The sequence below is a fragment of the Neobacillus drentensis genome (assembly GCF_021560175.1).
Lineage (GTDB): Bacteria > Bacillota > Bacilli > Bacillales > Cytobacillaceae > Neobacillus > Neobacillus drentensis_A.
Map to the genome: position 1 here is coordinate 4853983 of NZ_CP091110.1, position 19574 is coordinate 4873556.

The 19574-nt window shown below is 39.4% G+C and carries 18 protein-coding genes; 3 read left to right on the top strand and 15 right to left on the bottom strand.

The window, feature by feature from the left end; translation table 11 throughout:
- Positions 1-241: 241 nt before the first annotated feature.
- The 6 genes from rarD to refZ form a co-directional block, all read right to left on the bottom strand.
- Entirely contained in the window at positions 242-1174 is a 933-nt protein-coding gene (gene rarD / locus L1999_RS23200; RefSeq protein ID WP_235740705.1) for an EamA family transporter RarD, read from the bottom strand.
- A gap of 188 nt (positions 1175-1362) precedes the next feature.
- Positions 1363-1566 (bottom strand): alpha/beta-type small acid-soluble spore protein, encoded by a 204-nt coding sequence (locus tag L1999_RS23205; RefSeq protein WP_098532038.1) that lies wholly within the window; start codon positions 1564-1566, stop codon positions 1363-1365.
- Positions 1567-1665: 99 nt separating this feature from the next.
- Positions 1666-2871, bottom strand: coding sequence for a tRNA uracil 4-sulfurtransferase ThiI (gene thiI / locus L1999_RS23210; protein ID WP_235740706.1), 1206 nt, complete (start codon positions 2869-2871; stop codon positions 1666-1668).
- Positions 2872-4014 carry a cysteine desulfurase family protein gene (locus L1999_RS23215; protein WP_235740707.1) on the bottom strand — a complete coding sequence of 381 codons (1143 nt, stop codon included), beginning with the start codon at positions 4012-4014 and terminating at the stop codon, positions 2872-2874.
- A 123-nt stretch (positions 4015-4137) separates the two neighbouring features.
- The gene (gene ezrA / locus L1999_RS23220) at positions 4138-5826 is read right to left on the bottom strand and encodes a septation ring formation regulator EzrA (RefSeq protein WP_235740708.1); all 1689 of its coding nucleotides are present in this window, start codon (positions 5824-5826) and stop codon (positions 4138-4140) included.
- Between the two features lie 161 nt (positions 5827-5987).
- Positions 5988-6620 carry a forespore capture DNA-binding protein RefZ gene (gene refZ, locus L1999_RS23225; protein WP_235740709.1) on the bottom strand — a complete coding sequence of 211 codons (633 nt, stop codon included), beginning with the start codon at positions 6618-6620 and terminating at the stop codon, positions 5988-5990.
- A gap of 144 nt (positions 6621-6764) precedes the next feature.
- Here refZ and L1999_RS23230 point away from each other — a divergent pair, with 144 nt between their 5' ends.
- Complete coding sequence (locus L1999_RS23230) at positions 6765-7247, top strand: GAF domain-containing protein (RefSeq protein WP_275677220.1); 483 nt, start codon at positions 6765-6767, stop codon at positions 7245-7247.
- 77 nt (positions 7248-7324) lie between these two features.
- Here the strand turns inward: L1999_RS23230 and L1999_RS23235 are convergent, their stop codons facing one another.
- Entirely contained in the window at positions 7325-8725 is a 1401-nt protein-coding gene (locus tag L1999_RS23235) for a sensor domain-containing diguanylate cyclase (RefSeq protein WP_235740710.1), read from the bottom strand.
- Between the two features lie 395 nt (positions 8726-9120).
- Between L1999_RS23235 and rpsD the strand changes: the two genes are divergently transcribed.
- Together rpsD and L1999_RS23245 are read left to right on the top strand one after the other, a co-directional pair.
- Entirely contained in the window at positions 9121-9723 is a 603-nt protein-coding gene (rpsD, locus tag L1999_RS23240) for a 30S ribosomal protein S4 (RefSeq protein ID WP_215044145.1), read from the top strand.
- Between the two features lie 682 nt (positions 9724-10405).
- Positions 10406-10981 (top strand): dihydrofolate reductase family protein, encoded by a 576-nt coding sequence (locus L1999_RS23245; protein WP_235740711.1) that lies wholly within the window; start codon positions 10406-10408, stop codon positions 10979-10981.
- Positions 10982-11507: 526 nt separating this feature from the next.
- Here the strand turns inward: L1999_RS23245 and L1999_RS23250 are convergent.
- From L1999_RS23250 to L1999_RS23285, 8 genes are all read right to left on the bottom strand, one after another.
- Positions 11508-12290 carry a 2-keto-4-pentenoate hydratase gene (locus tag L1999_RS23250; protein ID WP_235744439.1) on the bottom strand — a complete coding sequence of 261 codons (783 nt, stop codon included), beginning with the start codon at positions 12288-12290 and terminating at the stop codon, positions 11508-11510.
- A 214-nt stretch (positions 12291-12504) separates the two neighbouring features.
- Complete coding sequence (locus L1999_RS23255; protein WP_235740712.1) at positions 12505-13440, bottom strand: DODA-type extradiol aromatic ring-opening family dioxygenase; 936 nt, start codon at positions 13438-13440, stop codon at positions 12505-12507.
- A gap of 145 nt (positions 13441-13585) precedes the next feature.
- Positions 13586-14452: an alpha/beta fold hydrolase gene (locus L1999_RS23260; protein WP_235740713.1), complete on the bottom strand. Its 867-nt coding sequence runs from the start codon at positions 14450-14452 to the stop codon at positions 13586-13588.
- Between the two features lie 112 nt (positions 14453-14564).
- Positions 14565-15974 (bottom strand): PucR family transcriptional regulator, encoded by a 1410-nt coding sequence (locus L1999_RS23265; RefSeq protein WP_235740714.1) that lies wholly within the window; start codon positions 15972-15974, stop codon positions 14565-14567.
- A 166-nt stretch (positions 15975-16140) separates the two neighbouring features.
- Positions 16141-17010: a 3-(cis-5,6-dihydroxycyclohexa-1,3-dien-1-yl)propanoate dehydrogenase gene (hcaB, locus tag L1999_RS23270; RefSeq protein WP_235740715.1), complete on the bottom strand. Its 870-nt coding sequence runs from the start codon at positions 17008-17010 to the stop codon at positions 16141-16143.
- 40 nt (positions 17011-17050) lie between these two features.
- Positions 17051-17398, bottom strand: coding sequence for a non-heme iron oxygenase ferredoxin subunit (locus tag L1999_RS23275; RefSeq protein WP_235740716.1), 348 nt, complete (start codon positions 17396-17398; stop codon positions 17051-17053).
- 29 nt (positions 17399-17427) lie between these two features.
- A complete protein-coding gene (locus L1999_RS23280; RefSeq protein ID WP_275677221.1) occupies positions 17428-17988 on the bottom strand; it encodes an aromatic-ring-hydroxylating dioxygenase subunit beta in 561 nt (186 codons plus the stop codon).
- Between the two features lie 76 nt (positions 17989-18064).
- Entirely contained in the window at positions 18065-19390 is a 1326-nt protein-coding gene (locus L1999_RS23285) for an aromatic ring-hydroxylating dioxygenase subunit alpha (RefSeq protein WP_275677222.1), read from the bottom strand.
- Positions 19391-19574 lie beyond the last annotated feature (184 nt).

The following is a 19574-nucleotide window of genomic DNA, read 5'->3' on the forward strand; positions in this document are numbered from 1 at the left end:
TGTCGACAGTCTGAAACCTTATCCGCCATCGGATAAGGTTTTTTGAATTAAGACTTGTTTTAAAGGGTATCGTTGATTTTTAGCATGTTGATTGGAACGGAAGGCGGCGAAGACTCCTGCGGGAGTACGGGGCAGGGGAGACCCCACAGGCGCAAGTGCGCCAAGGAGGCTCCCCGGCACGTCCGCGGAAAGCGAAGCCGCCTGGAGCGGAAATCAACATTCATGATTAACACAGCTTAAATTAAAGAGCAGCTGTTTTTTCATTTGATATCTTCACTTTTCTTTTAGTAAATAGTTTTGTTTTTGAAAGTGAATAGATGACAAGTGCTGCCCAAATAAACATAAAGGATAGTAATTGTATCTTAGAAAAATGCTCTTGATAAACAAAAACACCTAGGATCAAAGTTAATGTTGGTGAAATATATTGCAGGAAGCCAAGTAAAGAAAGTGGGATTTTTTGGGCGCCTTTTGCAAAATAAAGCAATGGTATTGCCGTAACGGCACCTGCACCCATTAATAATAAATCCGTTCTCCAACCGGAGATAAATAAAGAATTCGTCCCATGTAGAAATAAGTAAATCATATAAATAGCAGCGATGGGTGCCAGCACCATTGTTTCTAATGTTAAACCAACAGACGATTCTACATGTATCACTTTCTTAGCAAGTCCGTATAACCCAAATGATAGCGCCAAAGAAATCGCAATCCACGGAAAGACACCGTGAGAAACGGTTATGATCACTACCCCAATTGTAGCTAATAGAAAGGATACAAGCTGCGCAACTGTTAATTTTTCTTTCAGGACAATCATTCCTAATACTATACTAATAAGTGGATTAATATAGTAGCCAAGACTTGCCTCAATCATATGGCCGCTGTTGACTGCCCAAATGTAAACAAACCAATTAACGCTGATAAGTAAAGAGGCAATGGTTAAGAAATACATCTGTTTTTTATTTTCCGCAAATCCTTTTAATGTAGTAACAAATAAACTCCATTTTTTTGTGATAACTAGAACAACTATCATAAAAACAAATGACCAAAAAATCCGGTTTGTGAGAATTTCTTGTGCATTTACCTTATCTAAGAATTTCCAATAAATCGGCAGTAATCCCCAAAGAAAATACGAAAAGCCGGCATGAACCGCTCCCTTTTTTGTATCTGTTTTTTTCATCTTTCTTCCGATCCCCTTAATGTTTCTAATTTCGAAATACTCTTTATTATACCTCGAAAATGAGAATATAGAAGACCTTTTTGAATCCCCAATCTATTCCAGACCTCACAAAATTTATTGTATGACAAAAATAAAAGAGGGTGGGAGGTAAACCTCCACACCCTCTGTAGCCATCTTATTCAATTTGATTAACGAGAAAATCCGCCGCCTAATTGTTGTTCAGCCATAGATACTAGACGCTTAGTGATTTCACCACCAACAGAACCGTTAGCACGTGAAGTAGTGTCAGCACCAAGATTTACACCAAATTCTTGAGCAATTTCATATTTCATTTGATCAAGAGCTTGTTCAACACCAGGAACTAGTAAGTTGTTTGAGTTGTTGCTTGCCATGTGATATCACCTCCTTGTGAGTATAGAATGTGTAGAAACTGTAAAGTTCATTCTATAATCCAATTGGTAATTGTTCACAAAAAATTCATATTTTGCTTGTTAAAATAATGAATTAAATTCTGAAGGTTGGTCATCAGGTGAAATGACAATTGTTTCAACCGCTTGAACCGCTTCTTCCAGTAAGGAAGTAAAATCATAAAAGCTTTCATAATACTGTACTTTCTCTCGACGCGGTTTTGTTTTAGGAGAGGCAGGAACAAAGATCGTACAGCAATCCTCATAAGGCCGATTGGAAATCTCGAGAGTATCTATTTCATGAGCGATTTTCATTATATCGGTTTTGTCCATCGTAATCAATGGACGAAGAATGGGGGTATTGGTTACCTCATTAATCGTATACATGCTTTCTAACGTTTGGCTCGCTACCTGACCAAGACTTTCACCAGTTATAATTGCAAGCCCCTCTTGTTTCATCCGGATCCTATCGGCAATGCGAAGCATCATTCTCCGTGTTGAAGTCATTGTATAATTTTCCGGTATTTGTTCGTGAATAGCTTGTTGGATGTCGGTAAACGGCACAATATGAAGCTTGATCGTGCTTCCATAAATTTCGCCCAGCTTTTTCGTGAGATCTACTACCTTTTCTTTGGCTCTTTCACTTGTATAGGGCGGGCTAAAAAAATGGACTGCTTCAATTTCTAATCCCCGTTTCATTGCCATATACCCCGCGACAGGGCTGTCAATTCCTCCTGACAACATAAGCATGGCTTTTCCGTTCGAGCCAATCGGCATGCCGCCAGCACCCGGGATATTTTCACATGATAAATAAATCGCATCTTCTCTAACTTCTATTCGTAAATTAAGATCTGGATTTTTTACATCTACACGCAGGCCGGGGATATTCTGAAGTAAATAGCCGCCAATAGTCCGATTGATTCCATCTGTATTTAACTCGAATGTTTTATCTGAACGTTTTGGGGTTACCTTGAAAGTTTGTCCGTCCTTATATTTTCCCCTAACAAACTCCAATGCTGAATCTTTTAGTGCCTCAACATTTCTTTCCACTTTAATGGCTGGACTAAAGGATTGAATCCCAAATATGTGCTTTAGTTTCTCCATTATTTCCGTTCCATTTTCTCCGTTTAATAGAACATACATCCGATCCCGACTGGCCTCTATTTTACTAGTTGGAAAAGAGGCCAAGGCCAATTTTACGCTTTTTCTAAGTTTCTCCACAAACTTATGGCGATTTCGCCCTTTTGTGGATATTTCACCATAACGTATTAAAATACGGTCATAATTCATTTATTTCCTAACCTTTCGTAATTGGTTTGCATACTTTTTTATCGCATGAATAACAACAATAGCCTCTTCTTCTGTGTTATCAAAACTAAGACTGATACGGATCGAGCTATCGGCTAATTGTTCCGGAATCCCCATGGCAATCAGTGTTTTGCTTGGTGATTTCCGCTTGGATGAACAGGCACTGGTAGTCGATACAAAAATGTCTTCCTGTTCAAGGGCATGAATAAATACTTCCGATTTTGTCCCTTCAAGGGAAAAATTTAAAATATGTGGTGCCGCTCCTTTTAGTGGTGTATGAACCTTCACACCTGCGATTTCGTTTAAACCTTTCCTAAGCATGTCCTGGATTTTTATCATGGCCGCTATCCCCTGCGCACATTTTCCCAATGTCATCCTTAGGGCCTTTGCCATCGCCACGAACCCCGCAACATTTTCCGTGCCGCTGCGCAGCTTTCGCTCTTGATTTCCCCCAGATAATAAAGGTGATAGCCTAGTACCTTCGCGAACAAATAATACACCTGTCCCTTTTAGGCCATGAAATTTATGTGCAGATAATGAGCAGAAATCAACCCTGTTTCGATTTATGGATAAAGGCACTTTTCCGATTGCCTGAACGGCATCGACATGAAATAAAATGGTTGGATATTTTTTTAACATCTCCCCAATTTCAGCGATGGGCTGTATTGACCCAACTTCATTATTTACCTGCATGATCGAAACCAAAATGGTCTCATTGCGAATTGCTCTTTCTACATCCTCCACAGAGACTCTTCCATTCGGATCCACTGGTAAATACGTAACATCAAAGCCTTCCCTTGCAAGCTGCTCCATTACTGCCAAAACAGACGCATGCTCGATACTTGACGTAATGATATGCCGCCCTTTATTTCGATTCAACAGAGCGGCCCCTTTAATCGCCATATTATTACTCTCTGTCCCGCCAGACGTAAAATAAATTTCCGTGGGTTTTACTTTTAATAACATCGCCACCTGGTCTCTTGCCTGAGTCAGCAGTTTCTCTGCCTGCCCTCCAATACGATGCAAGGAGGAAGGATTTCCAAAATATTCACTGGAAACTGTCAAAAAGGAATCTAAAACTTCTTTATATGGCTTAGTTGTTGCACTATTATCAAAATAAATCATAATATGGTCTCCTCCCCCTCCCAGACACTTAATAAAAATAAATCTTAACATATTTAGGATCGTTTGAAAAAGAAAAGAAAAAACCAATTCAAGCCGTATGGCTGAATCGGTTTCTTTACCAATCTAATGGGTTACACTCGCTGCTTTTATTTTCTTCAATGCTTCCGGGTCAATTCCTTGAAGGGATGCCGCTACCTGCTCTAATGCCTCCTGATACTCATAATGCCTAAAAGCATCTTCTGCATCTGCTAATCCTTTGGCGACAGATGGGTACTTGCTGCGGTAACGATTTCCATATTGAATGGCTTTTTCAGCTAATGTAACATTTTCAATTAACTCATAAGTAGTGGTCACGAGCTTTTCAACCGTTAATACAGCCACTTCTAGGTATTGATTAAGGGCTGATACATTAAGCGGCTTTTCTTCAAGCTGATAACGAACGTTTTGAATGCTGTCGTTTGTATCTTCAAAAAGAAATTTGTAATCTGCAGGCAAACCAGGAACATTGTTTTTCTTCACAATTCTGATGGTCTCGCCCACCTTTTTTGTTAATTCCATAACCTTTTCCCGCGCTTCAAATTCATCTTTTCGTAAATCTTGAAGTTTTAAGGCAAAGGCCTTCTGTCCTTCCCGAATGACTTCTAGCTGTTCTTTAATCGAATTCAGTTCTTCGCTAAGTGCCGTTTGTGCTGTGCCATTCATCTTCAACTTTTCAACCAATATCTCATAATGCTTATATACAGTGGAAAGTTCTTTTTCAAGCTGCCTTTGTGTCTCAAAATCGCTGTCCGATAATTGATAGCTTTGTTGAACCGCAAACAACTCACTACACAACTCCTTATTCTCTTTTTGAGCAGAAGCTAAAAGCTCATAGGCTGCTTTTTCATTTTTAATCACGAAATGTTTCGCATGAACTTCTTTTTCCAAAAGATCAAATAGAACATCGATTCGGTCCTTTATTTCTTTAATCCCTTCCTCTGCCTGATCAATTTCTGCTGTTTCAATCAGTACTAAATTTTCAGCAATTTTCTCTTCCAAACATTTCACTTCTTGTTCTACATTGATATGTCCTAAATAGTAATCCTGTCCGATCATTTCACGATGTCCTTCTAAACAATCGGATAACAGATTGGGAAGTAGTGACTGACATTCTATTAACATCTGGGGGATTAAATCCATATGGTGTTTGATTTTTCCAAGCTGACTATGTATAAGTAAAACGACTTCACGAGCTTCTAAGTAATTTCCGAGTTCCGTTTTCTCATCATATTCTTTATAATGATGTGCTACTTCGTTTAACAGCAGTTCTAGATGTTTTTCCGCTTTGCCAAAGCTATGCCGATGAGCAAGCAGCCTCTTTTTTGCTTCACGATATTTTTCTTTTAATTCTTCAATTTCTACTCTGTTTTTTTCCTCGCTGCCAACAAGCTCATGGAGTTCATCCAAAATATTCTTAATTTGATTTTCCGTTTCCTCTAATTTGGTATGAATAGCTTGTTGTACCTCTTTTGCCTTTTTAAAGCGGTACCGATCAATATATTCTTCCGCATCAAAAAGCATTTCTTCTAAATCTGGGAGCTTCACGGTTACTACATCATCCCATTGATTCCGCCAACGCTCAAACATCTCCTCTGTTTGACCTATCATATTTAACTGTTTTACCTTCGACATTTCATCCAGTATTGGCCGATCTAATAAATCAATTTTCCATGCCTCGAGCCGATCCATTTCTCTAAAGTACTTTTTCTTTATTAAATACCCCCATACAAACAAGGCTAGTAGCAGGATGAAAAATCCAATGAAATACTTCACAAGTAAGCCTCCTATATCAAACAACATATTCGAATTCATCTATATTAAAAAAATTTATTCCTATTCCTATTCAATGCTATTATGATACCATGTTAACGACATTTTTTGACTATTAATTTCAATTTTTTTGTAAAATACAATAAAAAAAATAGCGATTACCGCTATTTTATCAATGCGCCCTTCATTACTGGACCTTCATAGCTTAACGTTTTATCAATCCAAGCGTATAGTTCCTTTAGATACTTTTGTTCAAAAAATGGCTCATTTGGAAAAATATATAAAACTTCTCGCATATATTGGGTATTCATAAATGGCATCATTAACAAACTCTTTAATTGAATAATTAAGTAGGGAATTGAATGCGGCCGAAATTCCTGCCATTCAAAGCCTCTTTCCATGATCTTTTGCAAATAATATTTTTCTTTTAAGGAATACGTTGACATAATTTCCCTTACTACTTGAGAATCCATCGACATTTCCCGATAGACAAAACTGGCAAGTTGACTATTTTCACATTGATAATGAAGTAAATCGGCGACAATCCTCTTTAAACATTCTTTTGCACCACGGTCGATGGAGAGATACGCTTCTTCTATCTTATTGATATATTGTTCAAAAAAATGCATGAAGCAGTATTCTAATAGTCCAGGCTTATTATTAAAATAGTAAGCAATGGTAGCGGTGTTTACCTTTGCTAAATTAGCAATATCCCTAACCGACGTACCTGAATACCCATTTGAATTAAACAACGATATGGCAGCCTGAACAATTGCTTCCTTTGCATTTTTCTTCATGTATTCTCCTCCTTAGGTATCCCATACATAGGATTTCTGTATAATATGACTGAATCCTTTATGAAAATATCGACAAAGTACGCTCCTTTTCTTCTTTTTTTGATAAAATAATAATTAATTCATTATAGAAAAAGGTGAAATTACTTGTTTAACGTCGAAATGTATACAGGAACTCGCGAAGAGAATTATGAGCTTGTCATAAAGCAGATGCAGGCCTTGCTTCATGATGAGAAAAATCAAATCGCTAATCTCAGCAATGCTTCTGCACTCTTGAACCAATTTCTCGACCGCATTAACTGGGTTGGTTTTTATTTAATGGATTCGAATGGAGAGCTAGTTCTTGGTCCTTTTCAAGGATTACCAGCTTGCGTCAGAATTCCTCTCGGGAAGGGCGTTTGTGGAACGTCAGCTTTGAAAAAGGAGACCATTCGAGTGGAAGACGTTCATCAATTCCCAGGCCATATCGCCTGCGATGCGGCTTCACGATCTGAGATTGTCATTCCGCTCTTGAAAGACGGTGAACTCTTCGGGGTGTTAGACATCGATTCTCCAGAAGTAAATCGCTTTGATGAGCTTGATCAGCAACAGCTTGAAGAATTGGCAGCTGTTGTAGTCGAGCATCTTTAAAGTACTTTTAGGTTAAGTCTAGATAAGAAGAAGAGCACAGATATCTCATTCTGTGCTCTTCTTTATTGAATATCATTCTAATATGCCATGCTGACATCCTCTTGGATGACCACCTTGTTTTTGCCAGTTTCTTTTGCCCGGTACAATGCTTCATCTGCTCTTTTAAATAAATATTGATAGGTATCATTCCGTTCCTTTTTCCAGTAAGACACACCACAGGATACTGTAATGTGCGGGTCTGAGCATTCTGACACCTTATTTAGAATCCTTTGGGCAATGAAAACACCTGTTTCTAACGAAACCCTTGGCAAATAAATAGCAAGTTCCTCTCCGCCCCAGCGCGCACCAATATCACTTTCTCGTATACTGCCTTTAATGAGATTCGCTACTTGAACCAATATCAAATCTCCAATTTGATGGCCAAAGGTATCATTTATTCCTTTAAAATTATCAATATCAATGAGAATAAAGGTTCCTTCCTCATCTTTCTTCATGGATTGTTGTATTTTTTCATCTAAAAACTTACGGGAATGAAGCTTGGTAAGATGATCCGTAATCACCAATTTTTCAAGTTCAGCTCTTAAAAGGGCATTGGTTAAGGCCAAAGATGAATGGTAGACCAGAGATTGCAGCAATTTAAACGCCTCAAACGGGAAGAAGTAGGGATCTCGATGCATAATAATAGAGAAGCCTTTCAGCTTCTTGCTGACAATTACCGGAACCGCCATGACAGAATGATAGGCAGGTGAAAGATGTTGGGAAAGATTCAAATCTCCAATAAATAATGGTTCGTTACTCTGTTGAAATTTTCCCTTTATATAGTCAATATAGATTCGAGCTTGTTGTGTAAAAAAGAATGGTGTCGAGCCAGGGAGAACTTTTGCTGTTAGTTGATCCCTAGTGAATAGAAAAAAGCCAACCTCTTGTGCTTCAAAAGAGCTTTTAATTTGTTCAGACATAATAGCCATCGTTTGGACTAACGGCTGGTTTGAATTTAATTGGTATGAGGTTTTATTGATTAATTGCAGGTCAGAAATGGTTTTTTGCGCTTGCTGATGCAGTTTAGCATTTTCCAAGGCACTGCCCGCGGACTCGGACAATGACCTGATAAATTCTGCCTCACCTCTCGGAAATTTGGTCACTTCCGGTGCGATGACTTGAATCACACCATAAATCTTTGAATTACTTTTTAAAGGGGCGTAGAGAGCAGCGTGTTTGGACACATCTGAACTCTCAAATTGAATCTCTCCAGACTCATAGGCATTAATGACATTCATATTTTCACTATCGTATTCTAAGTCCATGATTGGCAGGTCACTATGATGGTAGGCATCAAGTGATAGAAGTAAGTAGTAGGAATAATTAGGAAAGATTTCTTTTAGTGTAACTAATATTTCCCCTAGTAGATTGTCCACATTCAGGGTTGAATGAAATTTTTCAGATATTTGAAATAATTTTTTATATTTTTCTGTATCCAATAGTAAATCCCCTTTAGAGACTACATCATTATTTTCTGTATTTTTTAATTCCAAATAAATACATTGTATCCTAATTATAGTGAATGTCAGGATGATTTTGGAATATATTTTTAGGTGAAATATTAGTTTTTCTAGAACATTTTCGAGTCATTTAAGTCGGTTTAAAAATATACTTGACTTACCATGTATAAAAATCATATAATATTCTTTGTGTAAAATATATGCAGCCTATTGAGTTCATTTTATTGGTCTCATTTTGTTCCTCAAACTATTTGATGGTGCATCTTGTAACCCTTAGCTGCTAGGGCGAAGGTGCATGAAAACAAAATGTCTAGTAAAGATTCTCATAACGGTTTTTATTTTACCAAAATAAAAACACTAAGGAGGAGTCATTCATGGCTCGTTATACCGGCCCAAGCTGGAAATTATCCCGTCGTCTTGGAATCTCTCTAAGCGGCACAGGTAAAGAATTAGAAAAGCGTCCTTACGCTCCTGGACAACATGGTCCTAATCAACGCAAAAAGCTTTCTGAATACGGATTACAATTACAAGAGAAGCAAAAGCTTCGTCATATGTATGGTGTAAATGAGCGCCAATTCCGTACTCTTTTCGAAAAAGCTGGCAAATTATCAGGTATCCACGGTGAAAACTTCATGGTATTACTTGAATCACGTTTAGATAACGTTGTTTACCGTTTAGGTCTAGCTCGCACTCGTCGTGCTGCTCGTCAATTAGTAAACCACGGTCATATCTTAGTTAATGGTTCTCGTGTAGATATTCCGTCATACCGTGTAACTGCTGGACAAACAATCGGTGTTCGTGAAAAATCACGTAACCTTGATGTAATTAAAGAAGCGATCGAAGTTACTAATTTTGTACCTGATTTCTTAACTTTCGATGCTGACAAATTAGAAGGAACTTTCACTCGCTTACCAGAGCGTTCTGAACTTCCTGCTGAAATTAACGAAGCACTTATCGTTGAGTTCTACTCTCGTTAATTAATACGTGTTGTTAACTGTACTAATGAAAACCCTAGAAACGTTGATATTACTCAACTTCTAGGGTTTTTTATTTTTGTCTGCTTTGTAGAATAATGTATTATCCCCCAATTTGTTGGTGGAGGTTTTGGGGGAAGTTTTAAGAAAAAATATTATGTGGACAAGTGCATTTTATTTTTACAGTCAGACTGCAAGTAAGGAGACTTATTTTTTTAATACGACACATGTGTTTTATTTATTTTCGAGGTCACATAGGTCATAATGACCTTAATGACCTCGAAATTTAAAGATTTTTATTATTAAAGTTGAATTATTTTTTATGAACGATAATTTTTAAATAGTTTGATTTAAAGGTTTTAAATGCAATATAAAACATCGGAGGACAAAAAGGACACATTTAGATGTAATAATATATACAGCCCTTCTCAATCGAGTGGGGCTTTTTCCTCTTTGAGTAGACATTCCTTCTTCAACTAACGCTACCCGTTTGTATAAGATGTAGTTCTTCACAATCTTCACTTTAACAAAACAAAAAGGGACTGATGCTAGCACCGTCCCATTTTATTTTAATAAGTGTTACTTATCGAACTTGTTTACCAAAGTATATAAAAAATTGGTTATACTTACATTGGAGGTAAAGAAGTATGAAAAAAATATACCTCATGGACAAAGGAGACTAAAAATGAGAAAACTCGTTCTATTTCTGCACGCATCGCTCGACGGTTTCGTAGAAGGTCCGAACGGTGAAATGGACATTGGCTGGGTTTCATACGATGCTGACTTGGAGAAACACGCGAAAGAAATTCTGAGTACTGCCGACACTGTCATATGGGGTCGTGAGACTTATCAGATGATGCACAGTTACTGGACATCTGTGCCTTCTGACCCCTCAGCTTCGCAGCATGAACGGAATCATGCCGAGTGGATCGAAAAGACACCCAAAATCGTTTTTTCCACGACGTTGGAGAAAGTCGAATGGAACAATTCCAGACTGGTGAAAGAAGATGTCGAGGAAGAAATCAAGAACCTCAAACAGCAGCCAGGCAAGGATATGGTCATCCTCGGCAGTCCTAGGTTAGCTCACTACCTTATGCAGCTTGATTTAATAGATGAGTATAAAATTACAGTTTCTCCTGTATTGATCGGCAGCGGGTTGCCGTTATTCCAAGGTCTCAAAGAGAAGATCAATCTTAACCTGATCGAAAACAAGACATTTGATTCTGGAGCCATAGCCCTCGTTTATCAGACGGCTAGATGACCTTTTTTCCTAAAGCAGATTACAACGGATACGATAGCTCAATAAGCCGCCTCTTTAACGAGGCGGTTTTCTTATCGTAAAGATCCAACATCAGGATTTAATATAGCCTAAATCTAAGATGATGACGCAAACATTAAGTAAATCATACCAGTAAAACAATTTCGGTTAAGGATCCCTAAAAAAATGCAAAATCAAGCAATCTAAAGCTAATGAAAAAAGAGCGAAATGAAAAATTGGTATAGAATGATTACTTTAACCTTAAAGTTTGAAAAAGTACAATCCTTAAGAAAAAAAGAAAACAGCAAAAAAAGACCACATTTAGGTCCTGAAATTAAGTTTCCAGTTTCTTCAAGTAAAGCTACCCGTTAGCTAAGTACATTTCTTCACAAACTTAGTTTTATTAAAGGACTGTTGCCACGTTTGTTCAATTAGGGGTTCATAAAAGGCGCCTTAATTTAAAAGAAGAAGAAACAAATACGGTCCCTTGCCGCTCTATTCCTTCTCCAATGTTCAAAATGCTTGATACTTACCGAAAAGAAACTTCCACTTTTCCTAACTCACTGAACTCAGCAGTAAACACATCCCCTTTTTGTGCAACTACTGCTGCGGATAAAGCACCAGATAAAATCACTTCTCCAGCTTTTAAAATGACATTATACTCAGATAATTTATTCGCTAACCAGGCTACACATGTGGCCGGATGCCCTAATACATCTTCCCCTGTCCCTTTATTCATGAGCTCACCATTTTTATAAAGATTCATTTTGATTTTAGTCAGGTCTAAACCATTGACAGCGAATTTTTGGTCTCCTAATACATAAAGCCCGCAGGAAGCATTATCGGCAACAGTGTCTTGGAGCTTGATTTTCCAATTCAGAATTCGACTGTCCACAATCTCTAAGGAGGGAATGATGGACTCAGTTGCAGCTAAAACGTCTTCCGCTGTTACATTTGGACCTTTAAGATCCTTATTGAGAACAAAGCCGATCTCCCCTTCAACCTTTGGTTCGAAAAGCGAATCGACAGCGATGCTGCCCTTATTGGGAACACTCATGCTGTCCAATAGGTGACCGTAATCCGGCTGGTCGACTCCTAAAAGCTCTTGCATGGCAAAGGAGGTTAACCCAATCTTTTTCCCAACGATTTTCTGTCCAGCCTTGACTTTCTGATCAATCGCTTTTAACTGGACTTGATACGCTTCGTGAATAGTCAGACCTGGGTACAGATCGGTTAACGGCGTTACGGATTTTTTCGTTTGCTCTGCATGGAGCAAATGCTCGTATGCATCACGTACTACAGCTGTTTTTATGCTCAAAGAAAAAACCTCTTTCTTTTAAATGATAAAAAGAACTTTGATAATGCAGGTTTCTGCACTTGCACTATCAAAGTTGGGTGGAATTATCAAAACTTTTTCACGAGGATTTTACTAAAAAAGTCAATTATAATCTTGTTAAATTCTTCAGCCTTTTCCCATTGTGGCCAATGTCCAGCATCGTTAACTCTCCTCCTCCTTTTTTGAAAGTCTATACTTTATGAAACTTGACAACGCCCATTCCTGTCACCCATTCTGGGATTGGCTCATAACAAGCAACCTCTGGTTCAAGCCCTTGAAGTATTCCTAGCAGCACAAGCCAGTTATGAATTTCCTGACCGCCATTTCCCCCATTTTCCTCGATAAAATCAGGGCCCCATTGTCTTAGTGCCGGATAGTCTTTTTCTGTAATTAATCGTAAAAATTCACGATCCCACTCTTCATTGACCGGTCCGGATTTCAAACTTGTCACACGTGTTTTCCGCGTGTCCAAATATTCGTCAAGCTGCTCAATTTCTTGACGGCCATTTGTTAGGACTTTAATAAGCTCTTGATCTTCAGGCTTTTCACTATCGATCTTTGGAATTGGAACCCAGTGAGATATCCCTCCTGAAGCGACAATCGCTACTTTTTTATCGCTTTCCCATGATTTTATTGCTTTGCGGACGACTTCTCCGACTTGGAAACAGCGGTCCATTGTAGGCAGCGGTGGTGCTGCTGTATTCACAGCAATCGGCACAACCGGTATCTTTAGATCAGGGTTTAAAAAGTGGACGGCTTGAGTGTGGCCATGATCCACTTTCATTCTCATCGAAAAAGCAAAATCCACATTGTTCGCCAAACCTGTATCCAGAACATGCTTTGCTAATTCTTGCTGGACAGGAATTTGGTATTCAGGAATTTGCCAGTCGCCCCATCCTTCACATCGATCAATTCCAATCGTGAAGGATGGCATCTGATCATAGAAATAACTATTAAAATGATCATCCGAAATTAAGACAATCACATCTGTCCCCATATCCTCCAGCCATTTTTTCATATCGGCAACGGTATTTAGAAAGCGCTGCCCTTTTTCTCCGCCGCCAGCTTCATTTGTCATGATCATCGGACTATGTGACATTGCTACACCTGCTACTATTTCAGCCACTTCTCCCACTCCTCTAATCTAAGTATTTTTTTATGCGGGCAAAAAATATGCCATGCCTTTAATACAGTAAAGGAGCCTTTAGGCTCCTTGAAAAATCGGTTATATAGCTCTCTTTTTCGCTCTCCACGGAGCTGAGCATAAACTATTATACATGCACACCTTTAGCAAAATTAATTTGAATTTGATTAAATTGTTCAGGTTTCTCCCATTGAGGCCAATGTCCCGCACCTTCGACTACTACCAATTGGCTATGAGGAATCAATTCTTGAAGGTATTCCGCATCCTCGACTGTAGCTGTGGGATCATGATCCGACATTAAAATAATCGTAGGAGCAGTGATTTTACTTGTCCACTCTGAATCCCAAGTGTAATTTTTTCGAACTTCCCATTCTTGTAATATCATAATATTTTCAATAGCTTCCTTTAACTCTGGCTGTGTGTAAATGTTATAGCGTGATTGAACGAGTTCTTTTGTCACAAAACTCGTATCCCAGAACAAAAACTCCAGCCTCTTTTGAACATTTTCTTTATTGACTTCCAAAACAGCCTGAATCGTGGATTCTTTCAGCTTTTTCATCACTTCTGGTTTACCCTTAATATTACCTGGCGTATTCAACACTAAGGACTTTACATATTCCGGGTGATGAGCAGCAAACCATGCAGACGTCCATCCCCCCAAAGACTCCCCGGAAAGGTGAACTTTTCCAAGTGAGAGGGTTTTAATTACCGCTAACAAATGATTACTGTATACATCTAACGTATAAGGTTGATTCGGTTTATCCGTATATCCATGCCCGACCATATCTAAGACAAGAACTCTGAAATGCCTGCTCAAGCTCTTGACATTTCTTGCGTATGCTTCAGCGTGTCCGCCAACTCCATGTAAGAGTATCAACGGTTCTCCCTCACCAGCTTCGATAATTCTAGTATTTACTCCGTCAGCATTGACGAAATATTGTTTAAAAGCGATTCCAGACAATTCATTCCAAATACTCACATTGTTGTTTGACATATAGTTTCTCCTCCTAAGGATGCATGAATCCTATTTAAGTGACCTCAGTAGTACCTGTTTTTTCATTTTTTTATCAACAGCCCCATTACAGGGACCCAAACGGTGAAATGATTCACTCAATTTTAAAATCCCCCAAAATGATACCCGCTTGCAATGCTAGGAAAAGCTGATAACTGGTTTGTAAATCATGGATATCAGCATCTAAAATTTCACCTATTTTTTGTACGCGATAACGTAATCCACCAATCGACAAATTCATTATTTCTGCTGATTTACATATATTTTGGCCACTCTTAATGTAATGATATAGAGTTTTGGTTAACTCAGATTCTTTCCCTCGATCGTATTCAAGTAATTTTGAAAGCATTTTGTTGCAGAAATGCCGGATATCATCCATTTTCCCTGTTCGAAATAAAATCCCAACCGCTCCTAAATTATCAAAGTACATAATATCCTTTTGCTCATGGTTCATGTTTAATGAAATGATAGCTTCATTGTACAGAATCGGTATATCTTCAAGAGACTTTGATTTAGAGCTCATCCCAATTTTAAAAGGTATATCAGGGTATTTTTCTTTCAGAAAACCTAATAATTTTCTAATAAATTTATCGACGTCCATAGCATATTTTGAGAACAAGTCAACAGGCAGTAACGCAGCTATGTTTTGAGTGCCTTCCGAGATTAAGATATTCAGATTACGCTCCATAAAATATCTTGAAAAATCTTCAATCAAATTCATACCTACGATTGGATCCTTTCCATTCGGATAAAAATTTGGATCCCCTTTCAAAACTAAAAATTGATATTCTTGGCCCAAATCCACCCCAATAAATCTGGCCCTTTTGAATAGTATTACAGGGTTTAACCTATTATGGATCATATCTTCTAACAATCCGCCTTTGATGTTTAACTTCAGTTCTGTATCCAGGATTGTTTCCTTATTAAAATTACTCACAGATCCGATGAGACACAATTGCTTCATTTTCAACCAATCCACTTCATTAAAAGAAGTGTTTATAAAAGAGCAGTAACCTACAATCTTGCCTCTGGATACCATCGGAGCTATTAATCTCTTATGTTCTTCAGATTGGACCAGTTCGACAATTTGCTGACTCTCCATAAGTTCAGTCAGTTTGATATGATTGTCTTTATCAAGATTATTTTTAACGATTTTCTTTAAATTCCTGCTATATTGTCTAGCCAATTCCGGATCTAAGCCTATTGAATAAAGATAGTTAAATCCCAGATCTTCAAGAATGATGGGGATGTTTGTAAGCTGATAGCATGCGTCGGCCAATCGTGCTTCCCCAATGCCATTTAGAAACTGACCGATGGCTTGGTTATTGAAATCCATGGCAGCCTGCAAGTTATTTTTTTCAGTTAAAACTGTATCAAGACAGCTCAGAAGCATTTGCGGCAGTCCTGATTCGAACTCCTTCTCTGTGAAAGTATAGTCTCCAAAATGCTCTGACATTTGAACAAGCATTTCCAATGCTTTAGGATAATCGACCTTATTTTGCAATATATTCACCCACTTAAGAAAATTACAAGCTTAATAAGCCCCCTGAAAATTTGCATTTTAAAATTATTCTACTTCTCCTGAGTGGGCTTGTCGATTCCTCGCTATTGCCATGCTATCTCATCCACCTGTACCGCTCTGATTGCGAATTGGAATTACTAATACTTTTTCAATCTCTAATCCTTAATTTCTCCAGTAATCCCTGACTTCCCGTTTTTTGGCGAAGACCTCGAATGCCCCACCCTCCATCGAAATTCAATACCTCTCCTGTAGCCGGAATATTGTCATTTCTTGAAGCAAAGAATACGTAAGCCCCGGCATAATCTTCTCCGTACAATATACGTCCGATTGGGGCGGCGGACTCTACATTCTCATTACTCTGTTCCAAGTCAACATCTTTGTACCATTCTTTATACATGCTCGTTATGGACCTATTGTCCATTTCCAGTGAGGCAGGTCCCCTCAAATCCGTCATTGCACCGCCAATGGCAATGCCGTTCACTCGGATATAAGGTGCCATTTCAAATGCCAATTGTCGAACCAAGCCAACAACAGCATGCTTGGTGGATGTGTAAAGCGGTCCGCCTCCGTTTGTGTAAAAGCCTGCATTGGAAACTGTAAAAATCATATTTCCCCGAGTTGCGGCCAATTGCGGCAGACACGCTTTGGCCGCAAGCAAGTAACCCTTGACATTGATATGGAATAATTCATCAAATGCTTGATCAATCTTGTCTTCCGGAAGATCCACCAGTGACATGTTGTAATCCCAAATACCGACATTTGCAACTAACGTATCAATTTTTCCGAAATATTCCGTACACCGGCTTACAGCTGACTTGAGGTCACTGAACCGACGTACGTCTCCAACTATTCCAATTACATTTTCACCATACTCTTGTTCAAGCTGGTTCAGACGATCTGCCGACTTGTCAAATACTGCAACTTTGGCACCTTCAGCCACAAATCGTTCCACAATGGCACGGCCGACGCCGGATGCACCGCCTGTAATCAAGGCCACTTCATTGGTTAATCTCATCATTGTACCTCCCCACTCGTATAAATAGTCACATGTAGCATGCTCATGGGTTGGTTACTATTTTTTTTTCAAAGTACCCGTCTTCAAAAGCCACATATACATCTTCTCCATCAACCTGTACTGGATACTTTTTCAAAGGTTTAAAAGGGGGTGCCATCTTTACAGCTCCCGTCCGGGCACAAAACTTTCCCATATGCAATGAGCACACGATGACATCTCCATCCAGATAACCGCCTTCAGATAGCGACCATTTGGCGTGAGAACAGCGGTCTTGTGTTGCAAATACTTCTCCATTTACGTTAAACACCGCTACTGCCGTATCTTCTTCTACTACCTTTAGCCCCTCATCAGTCGGTAGATCAGACAACGTGCAAACCTTTGTAAATTTCATAATGGATCCCCTTTCATCTGTAGTAATGATTAAAAAAAGACAGACAAGTTATTTGACAATATCGTACTTTGATCAATCAAAATGGTTCTGCGGGCAATTTTAAAGCCCAATCCTCCCTCTGAACGCCGCAGTACATCCCGACGCTCGCCCGAAAAAATATCAGACTGACGTTCCGAACGGTTGCGATACACGATAAATGACGATGCCACCTCATATGTGTTCGGTTCCTCCAATTCCCCAATCATGACATTGGAAATCAGGTGCCGTGTACGTGACACCGGATTCTCCGCCCAGTTCACTCCGGATACTCTCGCTCGAATACGTCCGCTCATCGTTTCATAGGTATCGTCGTAGTGCGATCCTTTTCCTTGAGGAGCATACTCCTGCGATATTTCTCTGCCTACTCGGTTCATGCGAATCGGCATCCAATAATGAATATCCTTTTCCATCAGCTCGAACCACGCTTCAAACTCCGAGTGGTCTAACAGCTGCGCTTCCTTATAGTAAAACTGCTCAATTTCATGTTGCAGCTCCAGACTTGAGCTACTTTCCTCCCATTTAAACGGTTTGATTAACTCCATTATTTCCATACCCTTTACCACCCCTTGTTTTCATCCTAAATCGTATGACATCCGATCCTTCAAAAGTGTAGGCAACGACCCTAACTTAAGATTGGGGTTTCAATGTCTCCCAACTTGGTTCCGACATCATGCGAGCCCAATGGGAATAAAACCCTCTTGCTGCTTCTTCAGAAAATACATAGGAGGTTTTACCCGGAAATTCCGGATTGTTTTTACCCTGAAGATTCAGCCCCATTTGCATAGCCAGCGGTGCAGTTCTGGACTTGTACCCGCGAAGAGCACTCTGAATTTCAACCCAGTTTTCCCCGTCGTCCTGCTCGAACACTCCACTAGCACTGAACGTACGGACATTCTGACGAGCCAGTTCATCCTTGATTTCCTGCGGCGCATCCTTATCAACGACGACGAAGGCCCACACTTCAATCTGATTCGGTCCCTTTGGATGCCAAGTCCGCACTGTGTTCATCCCATACGGTAAGAATGAGCAGTTTGGGAAGATTGTCATGTGGCTTGTCCCCATTCTGTCGTATGGCAAAAGAGGAGTCAAACGTTCTTTCGCCTTTTCATAAGCCGGGCCTTCGCTATAATATTTGTCGACTATGGGTCCTATGCGGTGCGAACCTCTTGTTGTATCAATATAAAAGCCGCATCCATGACCGCCCCATTTGGATCGGAACTGATGTCCTTTCATATGCGGCTCATAACTGGACAAATCTTGCTCAGGCGGCAACCCTGCAACTACAGCAGCCAAATGAGATGACAAGGCATGGTACATGTCACTGTCAAATTGCTCCGCAGCAAACTTCCAGTTACAGTCAATCACCCACTTTTGCATGACCCCGATTGCTTCCGTCCCTGCCTCGGAACGATCCAACATGGTGTCCATGTAAGGGGTTGCATCACTTAAATAAGTCAGCAAATCCGGTGCTTCCGGATCCCAGTTGGCAAATACTAACCCTTTGTATATTTCCACCCTAGCCTGCAGCGGCCCCCAATCTTCCTTCTTAAATCCAGAGAAAGCTTCTTCTTCAAACGGTACATTGACCAGATCGCCTGCTGTGTTATACGCCCAGCCATGGTAGGTGCACGTGAACGCCTTGGCATTCCCGCAATCTGCCCGGCAAATCTTCATTCCACGATGCCGGCATTGGTTATGGAACACCTTGATGCTTTTATCTCTCTGCCGCACCATCACCACAGGATCTTCTCCCATATAGGTGGTCAAGTAATCTCCCGGTTTGGGAACGTGGCTTTCATGTCCAAGAAGCAGCCATGAACGGCCAAAAACCCTCTCCAATTCCAACTCATACAATTCCTGATCCGTATAAATGCGTGGATCTAACACTCCCTTATCTTCATCAATAAGGGCACGGATTGCTTCGGGTGTCCATTTTCCTGAATTAAGGCTCATAAATTTAAACCTTCCTTTCTACTAAAAACTACGGATTGAAATCGCTTTCTTTTATCAAGTTTAAATTTTTTTACGATTAAAAAATACAGCAAAAAGTGCTTTTTATTTCTGTATTTTCTAAACATTTAGTATAAAAATTATTACAAAAATCCCCATCTTACAACACTCTTAATCCACAAACTTA